This window comes from Streptomyces sp. NPDC052101, assembly GCF_040680235.1.
GTDB lineage: Bacteria > Actinomycetota > Actinomycetes > Streptomycetales > Streptomycetaceae > Streptomyces.
Genome location: NZ_JBFAWH010000003.1, coordinates 454561 through 470604, shown reverse-complemented (window position 1 = coordinate 470604; position 16044 = coordinate 454561). Strand labels below are relative to the sequence as shown.

Below are 16044 nucleotides of genomic sequence, written 5' to 3'. Positions count from 1 at the left end.
AGGACCGAGGAACCATGAGCGACAACTCCGAGCACTCCGACCGCCGTCACGAGCCCTTCCACTACAGCGAGGAGGACGTCCAGCGGGAAGTCACCGAGCTGGAGGGCAAGTCCGCGACCGCGGCCCGCATCTTCGACCTGCGCCGCATCATCGGCGGCCTGTTCGTGGTGTACGGCGTCATCGTCACGATCACCGGCATCACCGACTCCCAGTCCGCCATCGACAAGGCCCAGGGCGTCAACATCAACCTCTGGACCGGGATCGGCATGCTGCTGCTGGGCATCTTCTTCCTGGCCTGGCTCAAACTCAGGCCGACGCCTCCGGCGGTTTCGCCGGAGGAGACGCACGGGGAGTAGAGCGCCGTTCCCGACTGCGGGCGCGCGGGGGCTGGTCGCGCAGTTCCCCGCGCCCCTGGGGGTTGCAGCTCAGCCTCCGCGAGCAGCGCCCGACGTGACCCGCCGCAGCACCAGTGCCTAATCCGGGCCGGGGTTCAGTGGGCCCGCCCGGTCCAGCAGACCCGTGCGCGCGGCCAGCGCCGCCGCCTCCAGGCGCGACCCCACCCCCAGTTTCATCAGCACCCGCTGCACATGCGTGCGCGCGGTGCTCGGCGCGATCCGCATCCCGGCCGCGATCAGCCGCGTGTCCTCCCCGTCGGCCACCCGCACCAGGACCTCGACCTCCCGCGGCGTCAGCATCGACAGCAACCGCTGGGCCTCGTCGTCAGGTTGTGCGGCGGGGTTGAGCAGCTCCCCGAAGGCCCCTTGGAGCAGCTGCGGAGCGACCGCCGCCTCCCCCGCGCGCGCCTTCATGATCGCCCGCTCGACGCCCTCTATCCGCTCGTCGTGCCGCACATACCCGCAGGCGCCCGCGGCGAACGCCGCCGCGATCCCGCGCGGCGAGGGCACGGGGCCGAGCACCACCACCGCCACCTGCGGCCGGTCCCGCTTGATCTTCGCCACCGGGTCGAAGACACCCGGTTCGGCCGGTGCCGCCGTACCCAGCAGGCACACCTCCGGCGCCCGTGCGATCACCAGGTCCGCCGCGCCCGCGGCCGGAGCCGCCGCGGCGAGCACCCGGTGCCCGCGCAGCTTGAGCGCCGACGCCAACGCCTCCGCGAGCAGGCGATGGTCGTCGACGACCATGAGCCGTACTCCCATAGAGCAACCCCCCAGTCCCCCCCATGGATGCCCCACTATGGACGTCCAATGGTCCGCAAGGACAGAGGGCCCCCCGGCACCCCGCCCTTCATGCCCCCGGAAGCTACACGCTTGTTCGACGTATTGCTGCCCCTCTTGATGAGAAGTGCCCCGGATCGATGAAATCCGGGGCACTTCTCGGTAAGTCACCCATTCGGGCGAGACACGCTACGGCGTCGGCGCGCCGGTCAGCCGCTCGTGCCGTACGCGGCCACCAGGTCCTCCTTGCCGTCCGACGCCCAGCCCTTCTCCTTGGCGTAGACCTGCGACATGTACAGACGCCCGTCGCCGAAGAGGATCTCCGAGTCCTCCGGCAGCATGTTGGACTCTGCGCTCCGCTCGCCGTTCAAGGCCGGGTTCTGCAGCAGCGTGGTCGCCTTGAAGGATCCGCCGTCGATGCTGACGACCTGCCCGCCCTTGTCGTAGGGCGGCTTCTTGTAGGCGATCAGGTTGCCGCCGTCCATGCGCAGCGGGCTCAGCAGATAGCCGTCGCCGGCTTCGAGGCGCTGGCCGGTCGGCTTGCCGGTGTTCAGGTCGAAGGAGACGATCTCGTTGGTGCTGCCGAAGGAGCCGTTGCCGTCGTGCTCCTCGGTCGGCACGTACAGCTTGCCGTTGCCCGCGACGATCGACTTGCAGGCCTCGATGACGTAGAGGCCGTCACACTTGCCGCCGTAGTTCTTGCCCGGCGCGGAAATGTGGGCGAGCAGTTTGCCGGTCTTGTTGTCGATGGAGAAGTAGTCCGAGACCTCGCTGCCGTCACCGGCGCTGTCGCCGACGTCGGCGGCCACCACGAGCGGGTCGGTGGAGACGATGGAGGCGTACTGGATCCCCGGGTCCATCTTGTACTCGGAGATCACCTTCCCGGTCTTCGGGTCGAGCGTCTGGATGAGCAGCTGCTTGTTGTCGGAGTCTCCGCACTTGCGCACGGCGACCAGCTTGTCGCCGCCGCCGTAGCCGTTGTCGTAGCAGGCGTCGCCCACCTTCGGCAGCCACAGCGGCTTGGCCGAGTCGATGTCGAAGGCGGCGGCGCCCCTGCTGTCGCCGACCGCGACGGTGCGCTGAGCGACCGTCACATTCCGGTAGCTGATGGGATAGTCACCGGAGTTGACCGACTTCGTCCACAGCTTTTTACCCGCGTTGAGATCGATCGCGGAGATCTGTGTGCACCCGGCAATGTCCTTCTTCGTGTTCCACTTCGGCTGGTAGACGATCGCGGTCCTGCCGTCGGACGTGGCATGCGGGCTGGCCGCGCAGACCGGGCCGGGCAGCGGGATCGTCCACAGCTTCGTGCCCTTGACCGGGTCGTAGCCGACGATCTCGGCCATGCCGCTCTTGGCGTACACCTTGTCGGTCAGCCACGAACCCTCGGTGCTGATCGAGTCGTTCGCGGTGGGCAGCGGGACCTCGAACAGCACCTTGCCCGCGGGGTTGGCCGGCACCTTCTCCTTGCCGCCGGTCCCGCCCCCGGTGCCGCCGCCGCTCTTGCCGCCGGTGCCGCCGCTGGAGGAGGCGGTGTGGTGCGTCTTGCCGTCGTCCCCGGAGGAGTTGGCGTACCAGAAGCCGCCGCCGACGATCAGCGCGATGGCCACGACCGCGGCGACGACGATGATCAGCGTGGTGTTGTTCCGCCCGCCGCCGCTCTGTCCCGGCTGCGGCTGCATCGGCACGGTCGGCGGCTGGCCCGGATAGCCGTAACCCGGCTGGGCGGGCTGCCCGTACGGGTTCTGCGGCTGGCCGCCGTAGGGGGCGGCGGGCTGCTGTCCGCCGGGGTAGCCGTAGCCGGGCTGGGGCGGCTGCGGGGCCGGCGCGGCCTGCGGGTAGCCGTAACCGGGCTGCGGCTGGGGCGGCTGAGGTGCCTGCTGCGGGTAGCCGTAGCCGGGCTGCGGCTGAGGGGGCTGCGGGGCCTGCGGCGGCTGCGGAGGCTGCGGAGGCTGCGGCTGCGGCGGGGTCGGGGGGCCGAAACCGGGCTGCTGCGGGGGCTGGTTCGGCGGCGGAGGAGGCGGCTGAGTCATGGGACGGATACCTCGGTGAGGCTCGAAAGCCGTACGGCGAAGGGATACGGCGAAGGGACAGGGATACGGCGAAGGGTTTCGCCACGAACAGGGGGAGCCGGGACGCGGCTCAGTTGCCGAAGGCCATGATCATCTTCTCCTTCGACTGCCCGCTGCCGGACAGCCGGCCGGCGGAGATGAAGAACCGCCCGTCGGCCCAGCCCACGACACCGTCGTAGAAGGCGCCCTCGATCTCGGCCGTGCCCTGCGGGTTCTGCAGCAGCTTGGTGGTCCTGGGAGAGGAACCGGTGACGGGGATCGACACCACCTGGCCGCCCGCGTCGTACGACGGCTCCACATACGCGACGAGCTTGCCGCCCTCGGCCTTCACCGGGTACATCGGCTCGGCGGCCGGGGACTTGGCCCGCCACCGCGCCTTGCCGTCGGCCAGGCCGATCGCGACGATCTCGTTGGCGGTGCTGGTGGTGTCCGTCGGCAGGTACAGCGTGTCGGCGTCGGCCGCGACGCCCTGACAGCCCTGCAGACCCTGGTCGAGGAAGCCGCAGCGTGGCGCGAACTTCTCGTCGACCTTCACCTCGGAGCGGAACTTGCCGTCCTTGGTGAACGTGGAGATGTTCCAGGCCTTCTTGTCCGGGTTGGTCAGGTACACCACGAGCGGGTCCAGGGAGTACACCTTGGTCACCTCCCAGCCCTTCTTGACCGGCTGGTTCCACTTGACCTTGCCGGTGGCCGGGTCCAGTTCCTGGATCTCGTAGTGCTCGTTGGGCTCGAACGGGGCGCAGGAGGACGCCTGGATCAGCCGGCCGGCGCCGCCCGCGTACCCGGACGGAGCGCAGGACCCGCCGTACTCCCCCTTCTCGTACAGCTTCTTGCCGCTGTCGACGTCGTACGCCGTGCCCGCCCCCGAGCGGCCCACCATCAGCGTCTCGCCGCTGATGGTCAGGTCGATCTCGACCTGGATGTCGAACGCCCCGCGGTGGTCGGTCCTGCCGCTCCAGCCCTTCTGGCCGGTGTCCAGGTCGATCTGCTGGAGCTGGTTGCACTCGGCCTTGCTGTCCGTGCCGTTCATGTACGCCACGACGACCTTGCCGTCTGCCGAGGGCTCCGGGGTGACCGCGCAGATCTTCTGCGGGAAGGTGATCGGGCTCCAGGCGGGCTTGCCGTCGCCGACGCTGTAGCCGAAGACCTGCTTGTACGCCGCCTTCACCGCCGTCTTGCCGGTGACCCACAGGCCCGGCGCGTCGGCGCCCGAACCGGGGGTGTCCGGCGCCGACTTGTACCAGAGCACCTTCGCCTCGCCGGCCTGCCGGCCCGCGTTGAGGTTCTCCGGGTCGTCACCGCCGCCGGTCGAACTCGACGCGCTCGGCGCGGTGGTGGCGGAGTGCTTGGGGTCGTCGCTGTGCTGGGCGACCGGCTTCTTCTTGCCGTCGCCGCTCGTGACCGCGTACACCGTGCCGCCGATGACGAGCAGCGCGGCGACCGCCGCGCCGATGATCAGCGCGGTCCTCCCCTTGGGCCTGCCGCCCGGCATGGCACCGGGCGCGCCCGGGTACGGCGGCTGCTGGCCGAAACCGGGCTGCGGCGGCGCGCCGTACGGGCCGGGCTGCTGCGGATAGCCGTAGAGACCCGGGGTGCCCGCTGCGGTGGGCGCGCCGTACGGGCCCGGCTGCTGGGGATGGCCGTAGCCCGGCTGGGGCGGCTGCGGCGGGACGGCGGGCGGCTGGGCCGGCGGCGGGGGCGTGGGCGGTACACCGGGAGCGCCGAAGCCGCCGCCTTGTGGCGGCTGGCCCGGTGGCGCTCCGAAGCCGCCCTCCGGCGGCTGGTTGGGCGGCTGAGTCATCAGCGCTCTTCCCCCTCGTTCACTGATTTTTAGCCACGCCCTGAGGTTCTTGACGGACCCTGGGTCGTTACTCAGACAGTTCTCAGACGGCCCTTTCTATCACCCGGTACTGACAGCGCACGGGCTCGGATCCGCCGCTGTTCCCAAGGGACGACCGGCCTGTGATGCCGTCGTTATGCGCCTTCACGCCCCCTTCACGCGGCGCACGCAACAGCGCCGCGCGCCGGGAGAAGACAACGGCGGGGCGGGGAGGGAGGGCAGCGAAGCCCGGGCATGCGGTGGCTGATTCACGCCAGGGGCGCGGGTATGGGTTGCGCACGCCCTCGCGCCCGCGCCCGCGCCGTCGCGCTCGTACGCGTTACGCGTCCTCCGCCAGCTCCAGCCAGCGCAGCTCCAGTTCCTCGCGCTCTGCGGCCAAGTCCCGCAGCCGGCCGTCCAGTTCGGCGACCTTCCCGAAGTCGGTGGCGTTCTCGGCGATCTGGGCGTGCAGCTTGGTCTCCTTCTCGGAGATCTTGTCCAACTGCCGCTCGATCTTCTGGAGTTCCTTCTTGGCGGCGCGCTGGTCGGCGGCGCTCTTCTCCGTCGCCGCCGGCTTGGGCGCCGCGGCGGCGGCCTGCGCGGCGACCGCCTCCTCCATGCGCTGGCGCCGCTCCAGGTACTCGTCGATGCCGCGCGGCAGCATCCGCAGGGCGCCGTCGCCGAGCAGGGCGAAGATCCGGTCCGTGGTGCGCTCGACGAAGAACCGGTCGTGGGAGATGACGATCATCGAGCCGGGCCAGCCGTCGAGGACGTCCTCGAGCTGGGTGAGCGTCTCGATGTCGAGATCGTTGGTGGGCTCGTCCAGGAAGAGGACGTTCGGCTCGTCCATGAGGAGCCGCAGCAGCTGAAGCCGCCGCCGCTCACCGCCGGAGAGGTCCCCGACCGGCGTCCACTGCTTCTCCTTGCTGAAGCCGAACGTCTCGCACAGCTGCCCGGCGGTCATCTCGCGCCCCTTGCCGAGGTCGACGCGCTCACGGACCTGCTGCACGGCCTCCAGGACCCGCCAGGTGGGGTCGAGTTCGGCGACCTCCTGGGAGAGGTAGGCGAGCTTCACGGTCCTGCCGACGGCGACGCGTCCGCCGGCCGGCTGCTGCTCGCCCTCGGTGCGCGCCGCCTCGGCCATGGCACGCAGCAGCGAGGTCTTGCCGGCGCCGTTCACACCGACGAGACCGATCCGGTCGCCGGGGCCCAGCTGCCAGGTGACGTGCTTCAGCAGCACCTTGGGCCCGGCCTGCACGGTGACGTCTTCCAGGTCGAAGACGGTCTTGCCGAGCCGCGAGGAGGCGAACTTCATCAGCTCGGAGCTGTCCCGGGGCGGCGGCACGTCCGCGATCAGCTCGTTGGCGGCCTCGACGCGGAAGCGCGGCTTGGAGGTGCGCGCGGGGGCGCCGCGGCGCAGCCAGGCCAGCTCCTTCCTGATCAGGTTCTGCCGCTTGACCTCTTCGGTGGCGGCGATCCGCTCGCGCTCGGCACGGGCGAAGACGTAGTCCGAGTAGCCGCCCTCGTACTCGTACACGTCACCGCGCTGCACGTCCCACATGCGGGTGCAGACCTGGTCGAGGAACCACCGGTCGTGGGTGACGCACACCAGCGCCGAGCGCCGGTTCGGCAGGTGGCGGGCGAGCCAGGCAATGCCTTCGACGTCGAGGTGGTTGGTGGGCTCGTCGAGGACGATCAGGTCCTGGTCCTCGATGAGCAGCTTGGCGAGCGCGATACGGCGCCGCTCGCCACCGGACAGCGGCCCGATGACGGTGTCGAGCCCCTTGGGGAAGCCCGGCAGGTCCAGCCCCCCGAACAGTCCCGTCAGCACATCCCTGACCTTGGCGTTGCCCGCCCACTCGTGGTCGGCCATGTCGCCGATGACCTCGTGCCGGACGGTGGCGGCCGGGTCGAGGGAGTCATGCTGCGTGAGCACGCCGAGCCGCAGCCCGCCGGAGTGCGTGACGCGTCCGGTGTCGGCCTCCTCCAGCTTGGCGAGCATCCGGATGAGGGTGGTCTTGCCGTCGCCGTTGCGCCCGACGACCCCGATCCGGTCCCCTTCCGACACACCGAGCGAGACGCCGTCCAGCAGGGCACGGGTGCCGTACACCTTGCTGACGTTCTCGACATTGACCAGGTTGACGGCCATTTCACTCCTGTGCGCGGGGACCTCAGCCTTCTAGCGTAGGGCCTGCGGAGGCGGGGGCGGGGCGCGAGGGGGTTGTCACTCTTTGTGATGACGTGATCGGGATGCGGCCGCTACCGTGGAGGGCAGGCGCCAGGATCTTGTCCATGGGAGGAACCATGACGGCCCAGCCTGTTGAGCGGTCCGGGTGGCGGATGCCGCCGATGGACGGCTACACCATCGACGACCTGCTCACCATGCCGGATCTCCCGCCGCACACGGAGCTGATCGACGGGAGCTTGGTCCTTGTGAGCCCGCAGCGCTATTTCCACTTCGCCGCGATGGACTTGCTGGTGACCGGCCTGCGCCGAACCATGCCGTCCGATCTGAAGGTCGCGCGCGAGATGACGGTGGTGCTGGATCGGCGCAATGGCCCCGAGCCCGATATCTCCGTGATCAAGGCCGCCGCTAAGAAGGGAATGAAGCAGACGTACTTCGAGGCTAAGGACGTCGTGCTCGCCGTTGAAGTCATCTCCCCGGAGTCCGAGGCCCGCGACCGACTGACCAAGACGCACAAGTACGCCGCAGCAGGTATCCAGTACTACTGGCTGGTCGAGATGGCCGGGCCGGACGACCACCCCGTCGTCGAGGTCTTCGAACTCTCGGCGGAGACGGGCATGTACCGGCCGACCGGCACCTACCGCGACCGTATCAAGGTCGACAAGCCGTACTCCATCGACATCGATCTGACGGCAATCGACGAACTCTGAAGGGCACCCTCAGACCACCATCGCCCCCGGCACCGGCCCCTGCGCCATCCGCACCGCCCTGCACGTCCCCGACGCCCGCAGGGCCTCGGCCACCTTCTCCGCCGACTCGGCATCACGCGCGAGGAAGGCCGTCGTAGGCCCGGAACCGGAGACCAGCGCAGCAAGCGCACCGGCCCCGCGCCCCGCCGCCAGCGTGTCCGCCAGCTCCGGGAACAGGGACAGCGCCGCGGGCTGAAGATCATTGGACACGGCCGCGGCCAGCGCCTCCGCGTCGCCCTTCGCCAGCGCCTCCAGCAGCTCCGCCGAAGCCACCGGCTCCGGGATCTCCCGCCCCTTTGCCAGCCGGTCGAACTCACGGAAGACCTCCGGGGTGGACAGCCCCCGCTCGGCCATCGCGAACACCCAGTGGAAGGTGCCGCCGACCTCCCGGGAGGTCAGCCGCTCCCCGCGCCCGACCCCCAGAGCCGCCCCGCCGACCAGGCTGAACGGCACGTCACTGCCCAGCTCGGCACAGATCGCGAGCAGCTCTGCCCGCGAAGCGCCCGCGCCCCACAGCGCGTCACAGGCGAGCAGCGCGCCCGCGCCGTCCGCGCTGCCGCCGGCCATGCCGCCGGCGACCGGGATGTCCTTGGCGATGTGGATGTGCACGGCCGGCTCGATGCCCCGGCGAGCGGCGAGCGCGATCGCCGCGCGCGCGGCCAGGTTGCCGTGGTCCAGGGGGACCTGGTCGGCGTCCGCTCCCTCGCAGGTCACGCGGAGTTCGTCGGCCGGAGTGACCGTCACCTCGTCGTACAGGCCGACGGCGAGGAAGACGTTGGCGAGGTCATGGAAACCGTCGGGCCGGGCGGCGCCGACCGCCAGCTGGACGTTGACCTTGGCCGGGACGCGTACGGTCACGCTCACTTGCCCGTCTCCTTGTGCTCGGCGATCCGCGCGAACTCCTCCACCGTCAGCGACTCCCCGCGCGCCTGCGGCGAGACCCCGGCCGCGACCAGGGCCGCCTCGGCGGCAGCGGCGGACCCGGCCCAGCCGGCGAGCGCCGCCCGCAGAGTCTTGCGGCGCTGCGCGAAGGCGGCGTCGACGACCGCGAAGACCTCCTTCCTGGAGGCCGTCGTCTTGATCGGCTCGGTCCGCCGGACGAGGGAGACCAGCCCGCTGTCGACGTTCGGCGCGGGCCAGAAGACGTTGCGGCCGATGGCTCCGGCCCGCTTCACCTCGGCGTACCAGTTGGCCTTCACGGACGGCACGCCGTACACCTTCGAACCGGGCGCGGCGGCCAGCCGGTCGGCGACCTCGGACTGCACCATGACGAGGGTGCGCTCGATGCTCGGGAAGGTTTCGAGCATGTGCAGCAGCACCGGTACGGCGACGTTGTAGGGGAGGTTCGCCACCAGCGCCGTCGGCGGGGGGCCGGGCAGTGCGGTGACGTGCATCGCGTCCGAGTGGACCAGCGCGAACCGGTCGGCGCGCGCCGGCATGCGCGCCCCGATGGTCGCGGGCAGGGCCGCGGCGAGTACGTCGTCGATCTCGACGGCGGTGACCCGGTCGGCGGCCTCCAGCAGCGCGAGCGTGAGGGAACCGAGCCCCGGGCCGACCTCGACGACCACGTCGTCGGGGCGGACCTCCGCGGTGCGCACGATACGGCGGACCGTGTTGGCGTCGATCACGAAGTTCTGGCCGCGCTGCTTGGTGGGACGGACACCGAGCGCTGCCGCGAGTTCACGGACGTCGGCGGGGCCGAGGAGGGCGTCGGGGGTGGGGCTGCTCACGGGACAAGGGTACGGGGGTCCGCCCGGCCGGCTTGCCAGGTGCCCTGTGCCGGGGCCGACCGGGGGCGGGGTCGCACTCACCGGCGCCGGCGGGGTGCTGCTCACGCAGGTGCGGCGGCCGCAACCCCCCGGGGGGCGCGGGGCTGTGTCGATATGCGGCTTCCGCCGCGTGGGCGCGACCAGCCGCCCACTCACCCGCACCCGGCAGACGGCCGCGAGCCCGACGGCGCATCCCCGTACCCGCCGCCGTCAGCCGTGCAGCCGCGCCCCGCAGTGCGGCCAGGGCGTCGCCCCCCGCCGCGTGTACAGCTTCTTCGCGCGAAACGTCTGCTCCTCCGCCGGGGCGTCCTGCGGACGGCCGCTGCCGCCGAGGCTGTGCCAGGTGAGCGCGTCGAACTGGTAGAGCCCGCCGAACGTGCCCGAGGGGTCGACCGCGCTCGGGCGGCCGCCGGACTCGCAGGTGGCGAGGCCGCGCCAGTTCAGGTGGTCCGCGCCGGACACGGAGTGCGGCAGCGGCTTGGTGCCCACCTTCACGATCTGCTTGCGCGGTTTGCGCACCACTTCGGAGGTCTCCCGGCGCGGTTTCTCCCGGACGCCGTTGACGATGCGCAGCAGGAAGGTGTCGCGTCGCAGGCCGGGCAGTCCGGCCTGCGCGACGACCTCGGTGCCCTTGAAGAGCGTGGGGTCATCGGTGCGCTCGACGTCGAAGGGGATCTGCTCCTCGCGGACCTCCCGGCTGCCGCTGACCCGCAGTACGGTCACCGTCTGCCCGTCGCGCGGGAAGCTGTCGGGCGGGACGGAGGTGGCGTCCTGGCCGTGCAGGCCGATCCCGGCCTCCTCCAGGGCCTCGCGGACGGTGGCCGCGTTGGTGCGGATGGTCCGGGTGCGGCCGTCGGCCATGATCGTGACGGCGCGTTCGGTGCGCACGTCGAGCGCGAGCCCGGCGCGTCCGATGCGCTGGGAGCGTGAGACGGACAGATACGCGCCCTCGGCGCGCACTCCCAGTTCGTCCAGCGCTCCTGCCACGGTGTGCGCCGTCGTCCACACCTCGCGCCGTCGGCCGTCCAGGGTGAGCCGGACGGGGCGCCCGTAGCGCACGGCGACCGCGTCTCCGCTGGCGAGCGCCGCGCCGGGGGCGGGCGCGATCATGTCGTGCTCCCCCGTGCGCACGCCCTCGTCCGTGAGCAGCTCGCGCACGTCGTCGGCGAAGGTGTGCAGGGTGCGCTGCTTGCCGTCGACGGTCAGCTCGATCGCCTTGTCCTTGGCGACGAACGCGGTGGTGCCGCCGGCGAGGAAGGCCACGACCAGCGCCTGCGGCAGCAGGCGGCGCACGGTGGACTCCGGGCGCTCGGCGCAGCGCGCCCTGCGCCGGCGCTCCGCCCGCCCACCCGTTATGGCGAGCGACCCGGCGTCACACACCCCGTCCTCGTCCGGCGCGCTCCCGCCGTCGTCCCGTGCGCTCCAGGTGTCCGCCGCGCTCCGGGCCCCCGGCATGCTCCCGGTCTGCCGGGGCAGCACCGGCTCGGAGACGAAGTACGCCTGCGCCTCGTAGGCGGGGCGGTAGGTGTCCTCGTACAGCCCGTACGGCAGCGTCTCCGCGGTGTGCACGGAGGCTTCGGAGCCGTACGACCCGTACGGTTGGTACGACTCGTATGTCTCGAACGTCTCGTACTGCGACTTGCTCACGCCGACACACTCCAGAGGTGCCAGAGGGGTCCGGATCGGGCCCCCAGAACCTAGCGGAGCGGTCGTCACTCTCCAAAGCGACGCGACTACGCACTGTTGCCCGTCGAGCGCGCGCTCAGTGCCCGAACAGGGAGGCGGCTCAGTAGCCGAAGGCGCGGGCGGTGTTGGCGGCGAGGGCCGTTGCCAGGTCGTCCTCGTCGATGCCGCGCACGGCGGCCATCGCACGGACCGTGACCGGGACCAGGTAGGGCGCGTTGGGCCTGCCGCGGTACGGCGCCGGGGTCAGGAAGGGCGCGTCGGTCTCCACGAGGACCAGCTCCAGCGGGGCGACGGCGAGGGCGTCCCGCAGATTCTGGGCGTTCTTGAAGGTGACGTTGCCGGCGAAGGACATGAAATAGCCCTCGCGTGCGCAGATCTCCGCCATCTCGGCGTCGCCGGAGTAGCAGTGGAAGACGGTGCGCTCGGGGGCGCCCTCCTCCTTCAGGACCCGCAGGACGTCGGCGTGCGCGTCGCGGTCGTGGATGACGAGCGCCTTGCCGTGCCGCTTGGCGATCTCGATGTGGGCGCGGAAGGACCGCTCCTGGGCGGCCTTGCCCTGCGGGCCGGTGCGGAAGTGGTCCAGCCCGGTCTCGCCGACGCCCTTCACCTGGGGCAGTCCGGCGAGCCGGTCGATCTCGGCGAGGGCCGCGTCCAGCGCCGCCTCGCCGCCCGGCTCCCGGGCGCCCTGCCGCGACCAGCCGTCGGGGTCGCCGTGCACGATGCGCGGGGCCTCGTTGGGGTGCAGGGCGACGGCGGCGTGGACGGCGTCGTACGCGGCCGCGGTCTCGGCGGCCCACCGGGAACCCTTGATGTCGCAGCCGACCTGGACGACCGTCGTCACCCCCACCGACGCGGCCCTGGCGAGGCCTTCCTCGACCGTGCCGGACTGCATGTCGAGGTGGGTGTGCGAGTCGGCGACCGGAACGCGCAGCGGCGGCGGAAGCGGCGGCGCGGCGTTCTTGTCGCCCTTGGCGGTCTGGCCGGCGTTCGAAGGCATGCCCCGATCCTACGAAAGGGGCACGCCCTCGGCGGACGGCGATCCGCTCAGCCGGCCTTGCGGTGGAACGGGTGCAGGAGATCGGACAGATGCCAGTGGTGCGGTTCCTTGGGCTGCGCGGCCCCGACCGGCGGCGCCTCGACCGGCCCCGCCTGCGGCACGCTGTGGTGCCGCTCTGCGGCGCCACGCACCGACGAGACCTGTCCCGCGCGCATGATCCGCACGACGTGGCCGTCGCAGTTGTGGCAGCTGGGCCGGCTCAGCGGCGACGGCACGACCCGGCCGTCGGCCACGTACAGCACGAACTCGTGCCCGTCGGCGTCCGTGTGGTGCTCTATCTCGTACGACTGCTCCCAGCCGTGCCCGCATCGCATGCAGGCGAAGGAATACGACTCGTGAACGACGGCTGTGGGCGTGCCACGGAGGCCGGTCTGCCCTGCGATCTCGCTCATGCCAGCTCCTCTTGTCCGCTGGACGAGGGACGGGTTGTGCGTCCCTTCGACCAGTGGACGCCTTCACCAGCGCGAACGCAGCAGGGCTGTCGAGTGTTGGAGGCGATTTGAGTCTTCCTTGCCGAAAAGGCCCCGGCCGGCCCCGTTTCCCTTTGCCATCGACGACAGCCCTTTGCCGTCCCATGGCCCATCCGCTCACCCGAGAACAGCGCTGCTCAGAGGGGGTATACATGCCGGTCGGGGGCAGCGCCTGAAGGGGCGCGGGGCTCTATCGACATGCGGCTTTGCCGCGTGGGCGCGACAAGCCACCACGGACCCGCACCCGGCGACGGACCGAGCCCCCACGGCGCTACCCGAGCAAACTCCGCTCACTCACCAACACGCTTCGCGGCGACAACCGCGTCGAATACCACCCGCTTCGGAACCCCCGCCTCCACCGCCACCGCGGCAATCGCCTCCTTGCGCCGCTCCCCGGCCTCCTCCCGCACTCGCACCCGGCGCACGAGTTCCTCCGCGTCCAGCTCCTGCGGGCCGGCCTCGGGCGCCCCCTCGACCACGACGGTGATCTCCCCGCGCACGCCCTCCGCGGCCCACCGGGCCAGCTCGGCCAGCGGACCGCGCCGTACCTCCTCGTACGTCTTGGTCAGCTCCCGGCAGACGGCGGCTCGCCGGTCCGCGCCGAAGACCTCGGCCATGGCGGCGAGGGTGTCGTCGAGCCGGTGCGGGGCCTCGAAGTACACAAGGGTGCGCCGCTCGTCCGCGACCTCCCGGAGCCGGGACAGCCGCTCGCCCGCCTTGCGCGGCAGGAAGCCCTCGAAGCAGAACCGGTCGACGGGCAGCCCGGACAGGGCGAGCGCGGTGAGGACGGCGGACGGACCGGGTACGGCGGTGACCTTGATGTCCTTCGCCACGGCCGCCGCGACCAGCCGGTAGCCCGGGTCGGACACGGAGGGCATCCCGGCGTCGGTCACGAGCAGCACACGCGCGCCGCCGAGCAGCTCCTCGACCAGCTCCGGTGTGCGGGCGGATTCGTTGCCCTCGAAGTACGACACCACGCGGCCCCCGAGCGTGACGCCCAGCGCCTGGGTGAGCCGGCGCAGCCGCCGGGTGTCCTCGGCGGCGACCACGTCGGCGCCGGCCAGCTCCTGGGCGAGCCGGGGCGGCGCGTCCGCGATGTCGCCGATGGGGGTACCTGCGAGGACAAGGGTTCCAGTCACGCCCCCATCCTCGCAGGGACCACTGACAGTGCCGCCCGCGACGGCGGGCGGCCAGCTCCGGCACCGGGAAATCGACCGCATCCCGACCGGTACCGCACATGCGCGGGACTCGCACAGGACGGTTCCCTACCATGGCGCGGTGACCAGTACCGCGTCCTCCATGGACCTCCGGCAGGGCCAGACGCCGCACGACCAGCGGCCGTCGTGGCAGCAGCGGCTGCGCCGATTCGGATACGTACCGGCGGGGGACGCGCCCTCGGGCGACGTACGTGAGCGGCTGGTGCCCCCGTATGCCGAGCCGAGTCCCCGGCTGTGGCAGGCGCTCGGCGTGTCGCCGGTCCTCGCCGAGCGGATCACCCGCTGGTCGGGCTGGGGCGGTCCGCTGCTGGTGACGCTGATGGCGGGCCTGCTGCGGTTCTGGAACCTGGGCAGTCCACGCGCGGTGATATTCGACGAGACGTACTACGCCAAGGACGCCTGGGCGCTCGTCCACCGCGGTTTCGAGGTCAACTGGGACAAGAACGCCAACGACCAGGTGCTGCAGATGCACGGCCATCTGGCGATCCCGACGGACGCCGCGTATGTCGTGCACCCGCCGGTGGGCAAGTACGTCATCGGCCTCGGCGAGCTGATGTTCGGGTTCAACCCCTTCGGCTGGCGGTTCATGACGGCACTGCTCGGGACCCTCTCGGTCCTGATGCTGTGTCGGATCGGGCGCCGTATCTTCCGCTCGACGTTCCTCGGCTGCCTCGCGGGCGCGCTGATGGCGGTGGACGGCCTGCACTTCGTGATGAGCCGGACCTCGCTGCTCGACGGCGTGCTGATGTTCTTCGTGCTGGCCGCGTTCGGCTGCCTGATCATCGACCGGGACCGGGCGCGGGAGCGGCTGGCCGCCGCGCTGCCGGCCGACTCGGACGGCCGGGTGCGCCCGGACGCGCGCGTGGCCGACACGTTCCGCTTCGGCCTGCGCCCCTGGCGCTGGGCGGCCGGGCTGATGCTGGGCCTCGCCATCGGCACGAAGTGGAACGGCCTGTACATCCTGGCCGCGTTCTGCGTGATGGCGGTGCTGTGGGACGTCGGCGCCCGCAGGACGGCCGGGGCCCACCACCCGTACGTGGCGGCCCTGAAGTACGACACGGGCATCGCCTTCCTTGCGACGGTCCCGGTGGCGATCGCCGTCTACCTGGCCTCCTGGACCGGCTGGATCCTCTCCCCGACGAACGGCACCGGCGGCTACTACCGCAACTGGGCGGCCACCGACGGCAAGGGCGGCAGCTGGACCTTCCTGCCGGACTGGCTGCGCAGCCTGTGGCACTACGAGCACGAGGTCTACAAGTTCCACATCGGGCTCACGCAACCGCACACCTACCAGTCCAACCCGTGGAGCTGGATCGTGCTGGGCCGCCCGGTGTCGTACTTCTACGAGTCCCCGAACCCCGGCGCCGACGGCTGCCCTTCGGACGCCGGGCAGAAGTGCGCCCGTGAGGTGCTGGCGATCGGCACCCCGCTGCTGTGGTGGGCGGCCTGCTTCGCGATCCTGTACGTGCTGTGGCGGTGGGCGCTGCGCCGCGACTGGCGCGCCGGTGCCATCGCGTGCGGGATCGCGGCCGGTTACCTGCCCTGGTTCATGTACCAGGAGCGGACCATCTTCCTGTTCTACGCGGTCGTCTTCGTGCCGTTCCTGTGCCTGGCGGTGGCGATGCTGATCGGTGCGATCGTCGGCCCGCCGGGCTCCTCCGACACCCGCCGCGTGGTCGGCGCCTCGGCGGCGGGCGTGCTGGTGCTGCTGATCGCCTGGAACTTCATCTATTTCTGGCCGCTTTACACCGGCACCGCAATCCCGATCGACTCCTGGCGGTCGCGGATGTGGCTGGACACCTGGGTCTGAACCGCGGTTCGACGGCCGGACCGGTGCGCGGATTG

At 71.4% G+C, this 16044-nt stretch carries 13 protein-coding genes; 3 read left to right on the top strand and 10 right to left on the bottom strand.

From position 1 onward, the window contains the following. The first annotated feature begins 14 nt into the window (after positions 1–14). Positions 15–356, top strand: a complete 342-nt coding sequence (locus tag AB0L75_RS09475) for a hypothetical protein (protein WP_365177663.1) — start codon at positions 15–17, stop codon at positions 354–356. A gap of 117 nt (positions 357–473) precedes the next feature. Here the strand turns inward: AB0L75_RS09475 and AB0L75_RS09470 are convergent, their stop codons facing one another. The 4 genes from AB0L75_RS09470 to AB0L75_RS09455 all read right to left on the bottom strand — a co-directional run bounded on the left by AB0L75_RS09470 (position 474) and on the right by AB0L75_RS09455 (position 7215). Beyond that, positions 474–1157 carry a LuxR C-terminal-related transcriptional regulator gene (locus AB0L75_RS09470; protein ID WP_365177660.1) on the bottom strand — a complete coding sequence of 228 codons (684 nt, stop codon included), beginning with the start codon at positions 1155–1157 and terminating at the stop codon, positions 474–476. A gap of 227 nt (positions 1158–1384) precedes the next feature. Continuing rightward, on the bottom strand, positions 1385–3208 hold the full coding sequence (locus AB0L75_RS09465; RefSeq protein ID WP_365177657.1) for a PQQ-binding-like beta-propeller repeat protein: 1824 nt from the start codon (positions 3206–3208) through the stop codon (positions 1385–1387). 109 nt (positions 3209–3317) lie between these two features. Further along, complete coding sequence (locus AB0L75_RS09460) at positions 3318–5048, bottom strand: PQQ-binding-like beta-propeller repeat protein (protein ID WP_365177654.1); 1731 nt, start codon at positions 5046–5048, stop codon at positions 3318–3320. A 358-nt stretch (positions 5049–5406) separates the two neighbouring features. Further along, positions 5407–7215 (bottom strand): ABC-F family ATP-binding cassette domain-containing protein, encoded by a 1809-nt coding sequence (locus AB0L75_RS09455; protein WP_365177651.1) that lies wholly within the window; start codon positions 7213–7215, stop codon positions 5407–5409. 155 nt (positions 7216–7370) lie between these two features. Between AB0L75_RS09455 and AB0L75_RS09450 the strand changes: the two genes are divergently transcribed. Next, positions 7371–7961, top strand: coding sequence for a Uma2 family endonuclease (locus AB0L75_RS09450; RefSeq protein WP_365177648.1), 591 nt, complete (start codon positions 7371–7373; stop codon positions 7959–7961). Between the two features lie 9 nt (positions 7962–7970). Here AB0L75_RS09450 and AB0L75_RS09445 read toward each other — a convergent pair whose 3' ends face one another. From AB0L75_RS09445 to rsmI, 6 genes are all read right to left on the bottom strand, one after another. Continuing rightward, a complete protein-coding gene (locus tag AB0L75_RS09445; RefSeq protein ID WP_365177645.1) occupies positions 7971–8864 on the bottom strand; it encodes a 4-(cytidine 5'-diphospho)-2-C-methyl-D-erythritol kinase in 894 nt (297 codons plus the stop codon). Beyond that, entirely contained in the window at positions 8861–9730 is an 870-nt protein-coding gene (gene rsmA, locus AB0L75_RS09440; RefSeq protein WP_365177642.1) for a 16S rRNA (adenine(1518)-N(6)/adenine(1519)-N(6))-dimethyltransferase RsmA, read from the bottom strand. The genes AB0L75_RS09445 and rsmA overlap by 4 nt, the downstream gene beginning before the upstream one ends. A 249-nt stretch (positions 9731–9979) precedes the next feature. Next, a complete protein-coding gene (locus AB0L75_RS09435) occupies positions 9980–11416 on the bottom strand; it encodes a ubiquitin-like domain-containing protein (RefSeq protein ID WP_365177640.1) in 1437 nt (478 codons plus the stop codon). A 139-nt stretch (positions 11417–11555) separates the two neighbouring features. Next, on the bottom strand, positions 11556–12452 hold the full coding sequence (locus AB0L75_RS09430) for a TatD family hydrolase (RefSeq protein ID WP_365177638.1): 897 nt from the start codon (positions 12450–12452) through the stop codon (positions 11556–11558). Between the two features lie 47 nt (positions 12453–12499). Then, positions 12500–12904, bottom strand: coding sequence for a hypothetical protein (locus tag AB0L75_RS09425; RefSeq protein ID WP_365177635.1), 405 nt, complete (start codon positions 12902–12904; stop codon positions 12500–12502). 368 nt (positions 12905–13272) lie between these two features. Then, on the bottom strand, positions 13273–14121 hold the full coding sequence (rsmI, locus tag AB0L75_RS09420; protein WP_365177632.1) for a 16S rRNA (cytidine(1402)-2'-O)-methyltransferase: 849 nt from the start codon (positions 14119–14121) through the stop codon (positions 13273–13275). A 139-nt stretch (positions 14122–14260) separates the two neighbouring features. Between rsmI and AB0L75_RS09415 the strand changes: the two genes are divergently transcribed. Continuing rightward, positions 14261–16009, top strand: coding sequence for a phospholipid carrier-dependent glycosyltransferase (locus tag AB0L75_RS09415; RefSeq protein WP_365177629.1), 1749 nt, complete (start codon positions 14261–14263; stop codon positions 16007–16009). The last annotated feature ends 35 nt before the right edge of the window (positions 16010–16044 follow it).

What these genes read in the sequence shown, in the direction of transcription:
- AB0L75_RS09475 (WP_365177663.1), top strand. Translation starts at nt 15, where the DNA reads ATGAGCGACAACTCCGAGCACTCCGACCGCCGTCACGAGCCCTTCCAC.
- AB0L75_RS09470 (WP_365177660.1), bottom strand. Translation starts at nt 1,157, where the DNA reads ATGGGAGTACGGCTCATGGTCGTCGACGACCATCGCCTGCTCGCGGAG.
- AB0L75_RS09465 (WP_365177657.1), bottom strand. Translation starts at nt 3,208, where the DNA reads ATGACTCAGCCGCCTCCTCCGCCGCCGAACCAGCCCCCGCAGCAGCCC.
- AB0L75_RS09460 (WP_365177654.1), bottom strand. Translation starts at nt 5,048, where the DNA reads ATGACTCAGCCGCCCAACCAGCCGCCGGAGGGCGGCTTCGGAGCGCCA.
- AB0L75_RS09455 (WP_365177651.1), bottom strand. Translation starts at nt 7,215, where the DNA reads ATGGCCGTCAACCTGGTCAATGTCGAGAACGTCAGCAAGGTGTACGGC.
- AB0L75_RS09450 (WP_365177648.1), top strand. Translation starts at nt 7,371, where the DNA reads ATGACGGCCCAGCCTGTTGAGCGGTCCGGGTGGCGGATGCCGCCGATG.
- AB0L75_RS09430 (WP_365177638.1), bottom strand. Translation starts at nt 12,452, where the DNA reads ATGCCTTCGAACGCCGGCCAGACCGCCAAGGGCGACAAGAACGCCGCG.
- AB0L75_RS09425 (WP_365177635.1), bottom strand. Translation starts at nt 12,904, where the DNA reads ATGAGCGAGATCGCAGGGCAGACCGGCCTCCGTGGCACGCCCACAGCC.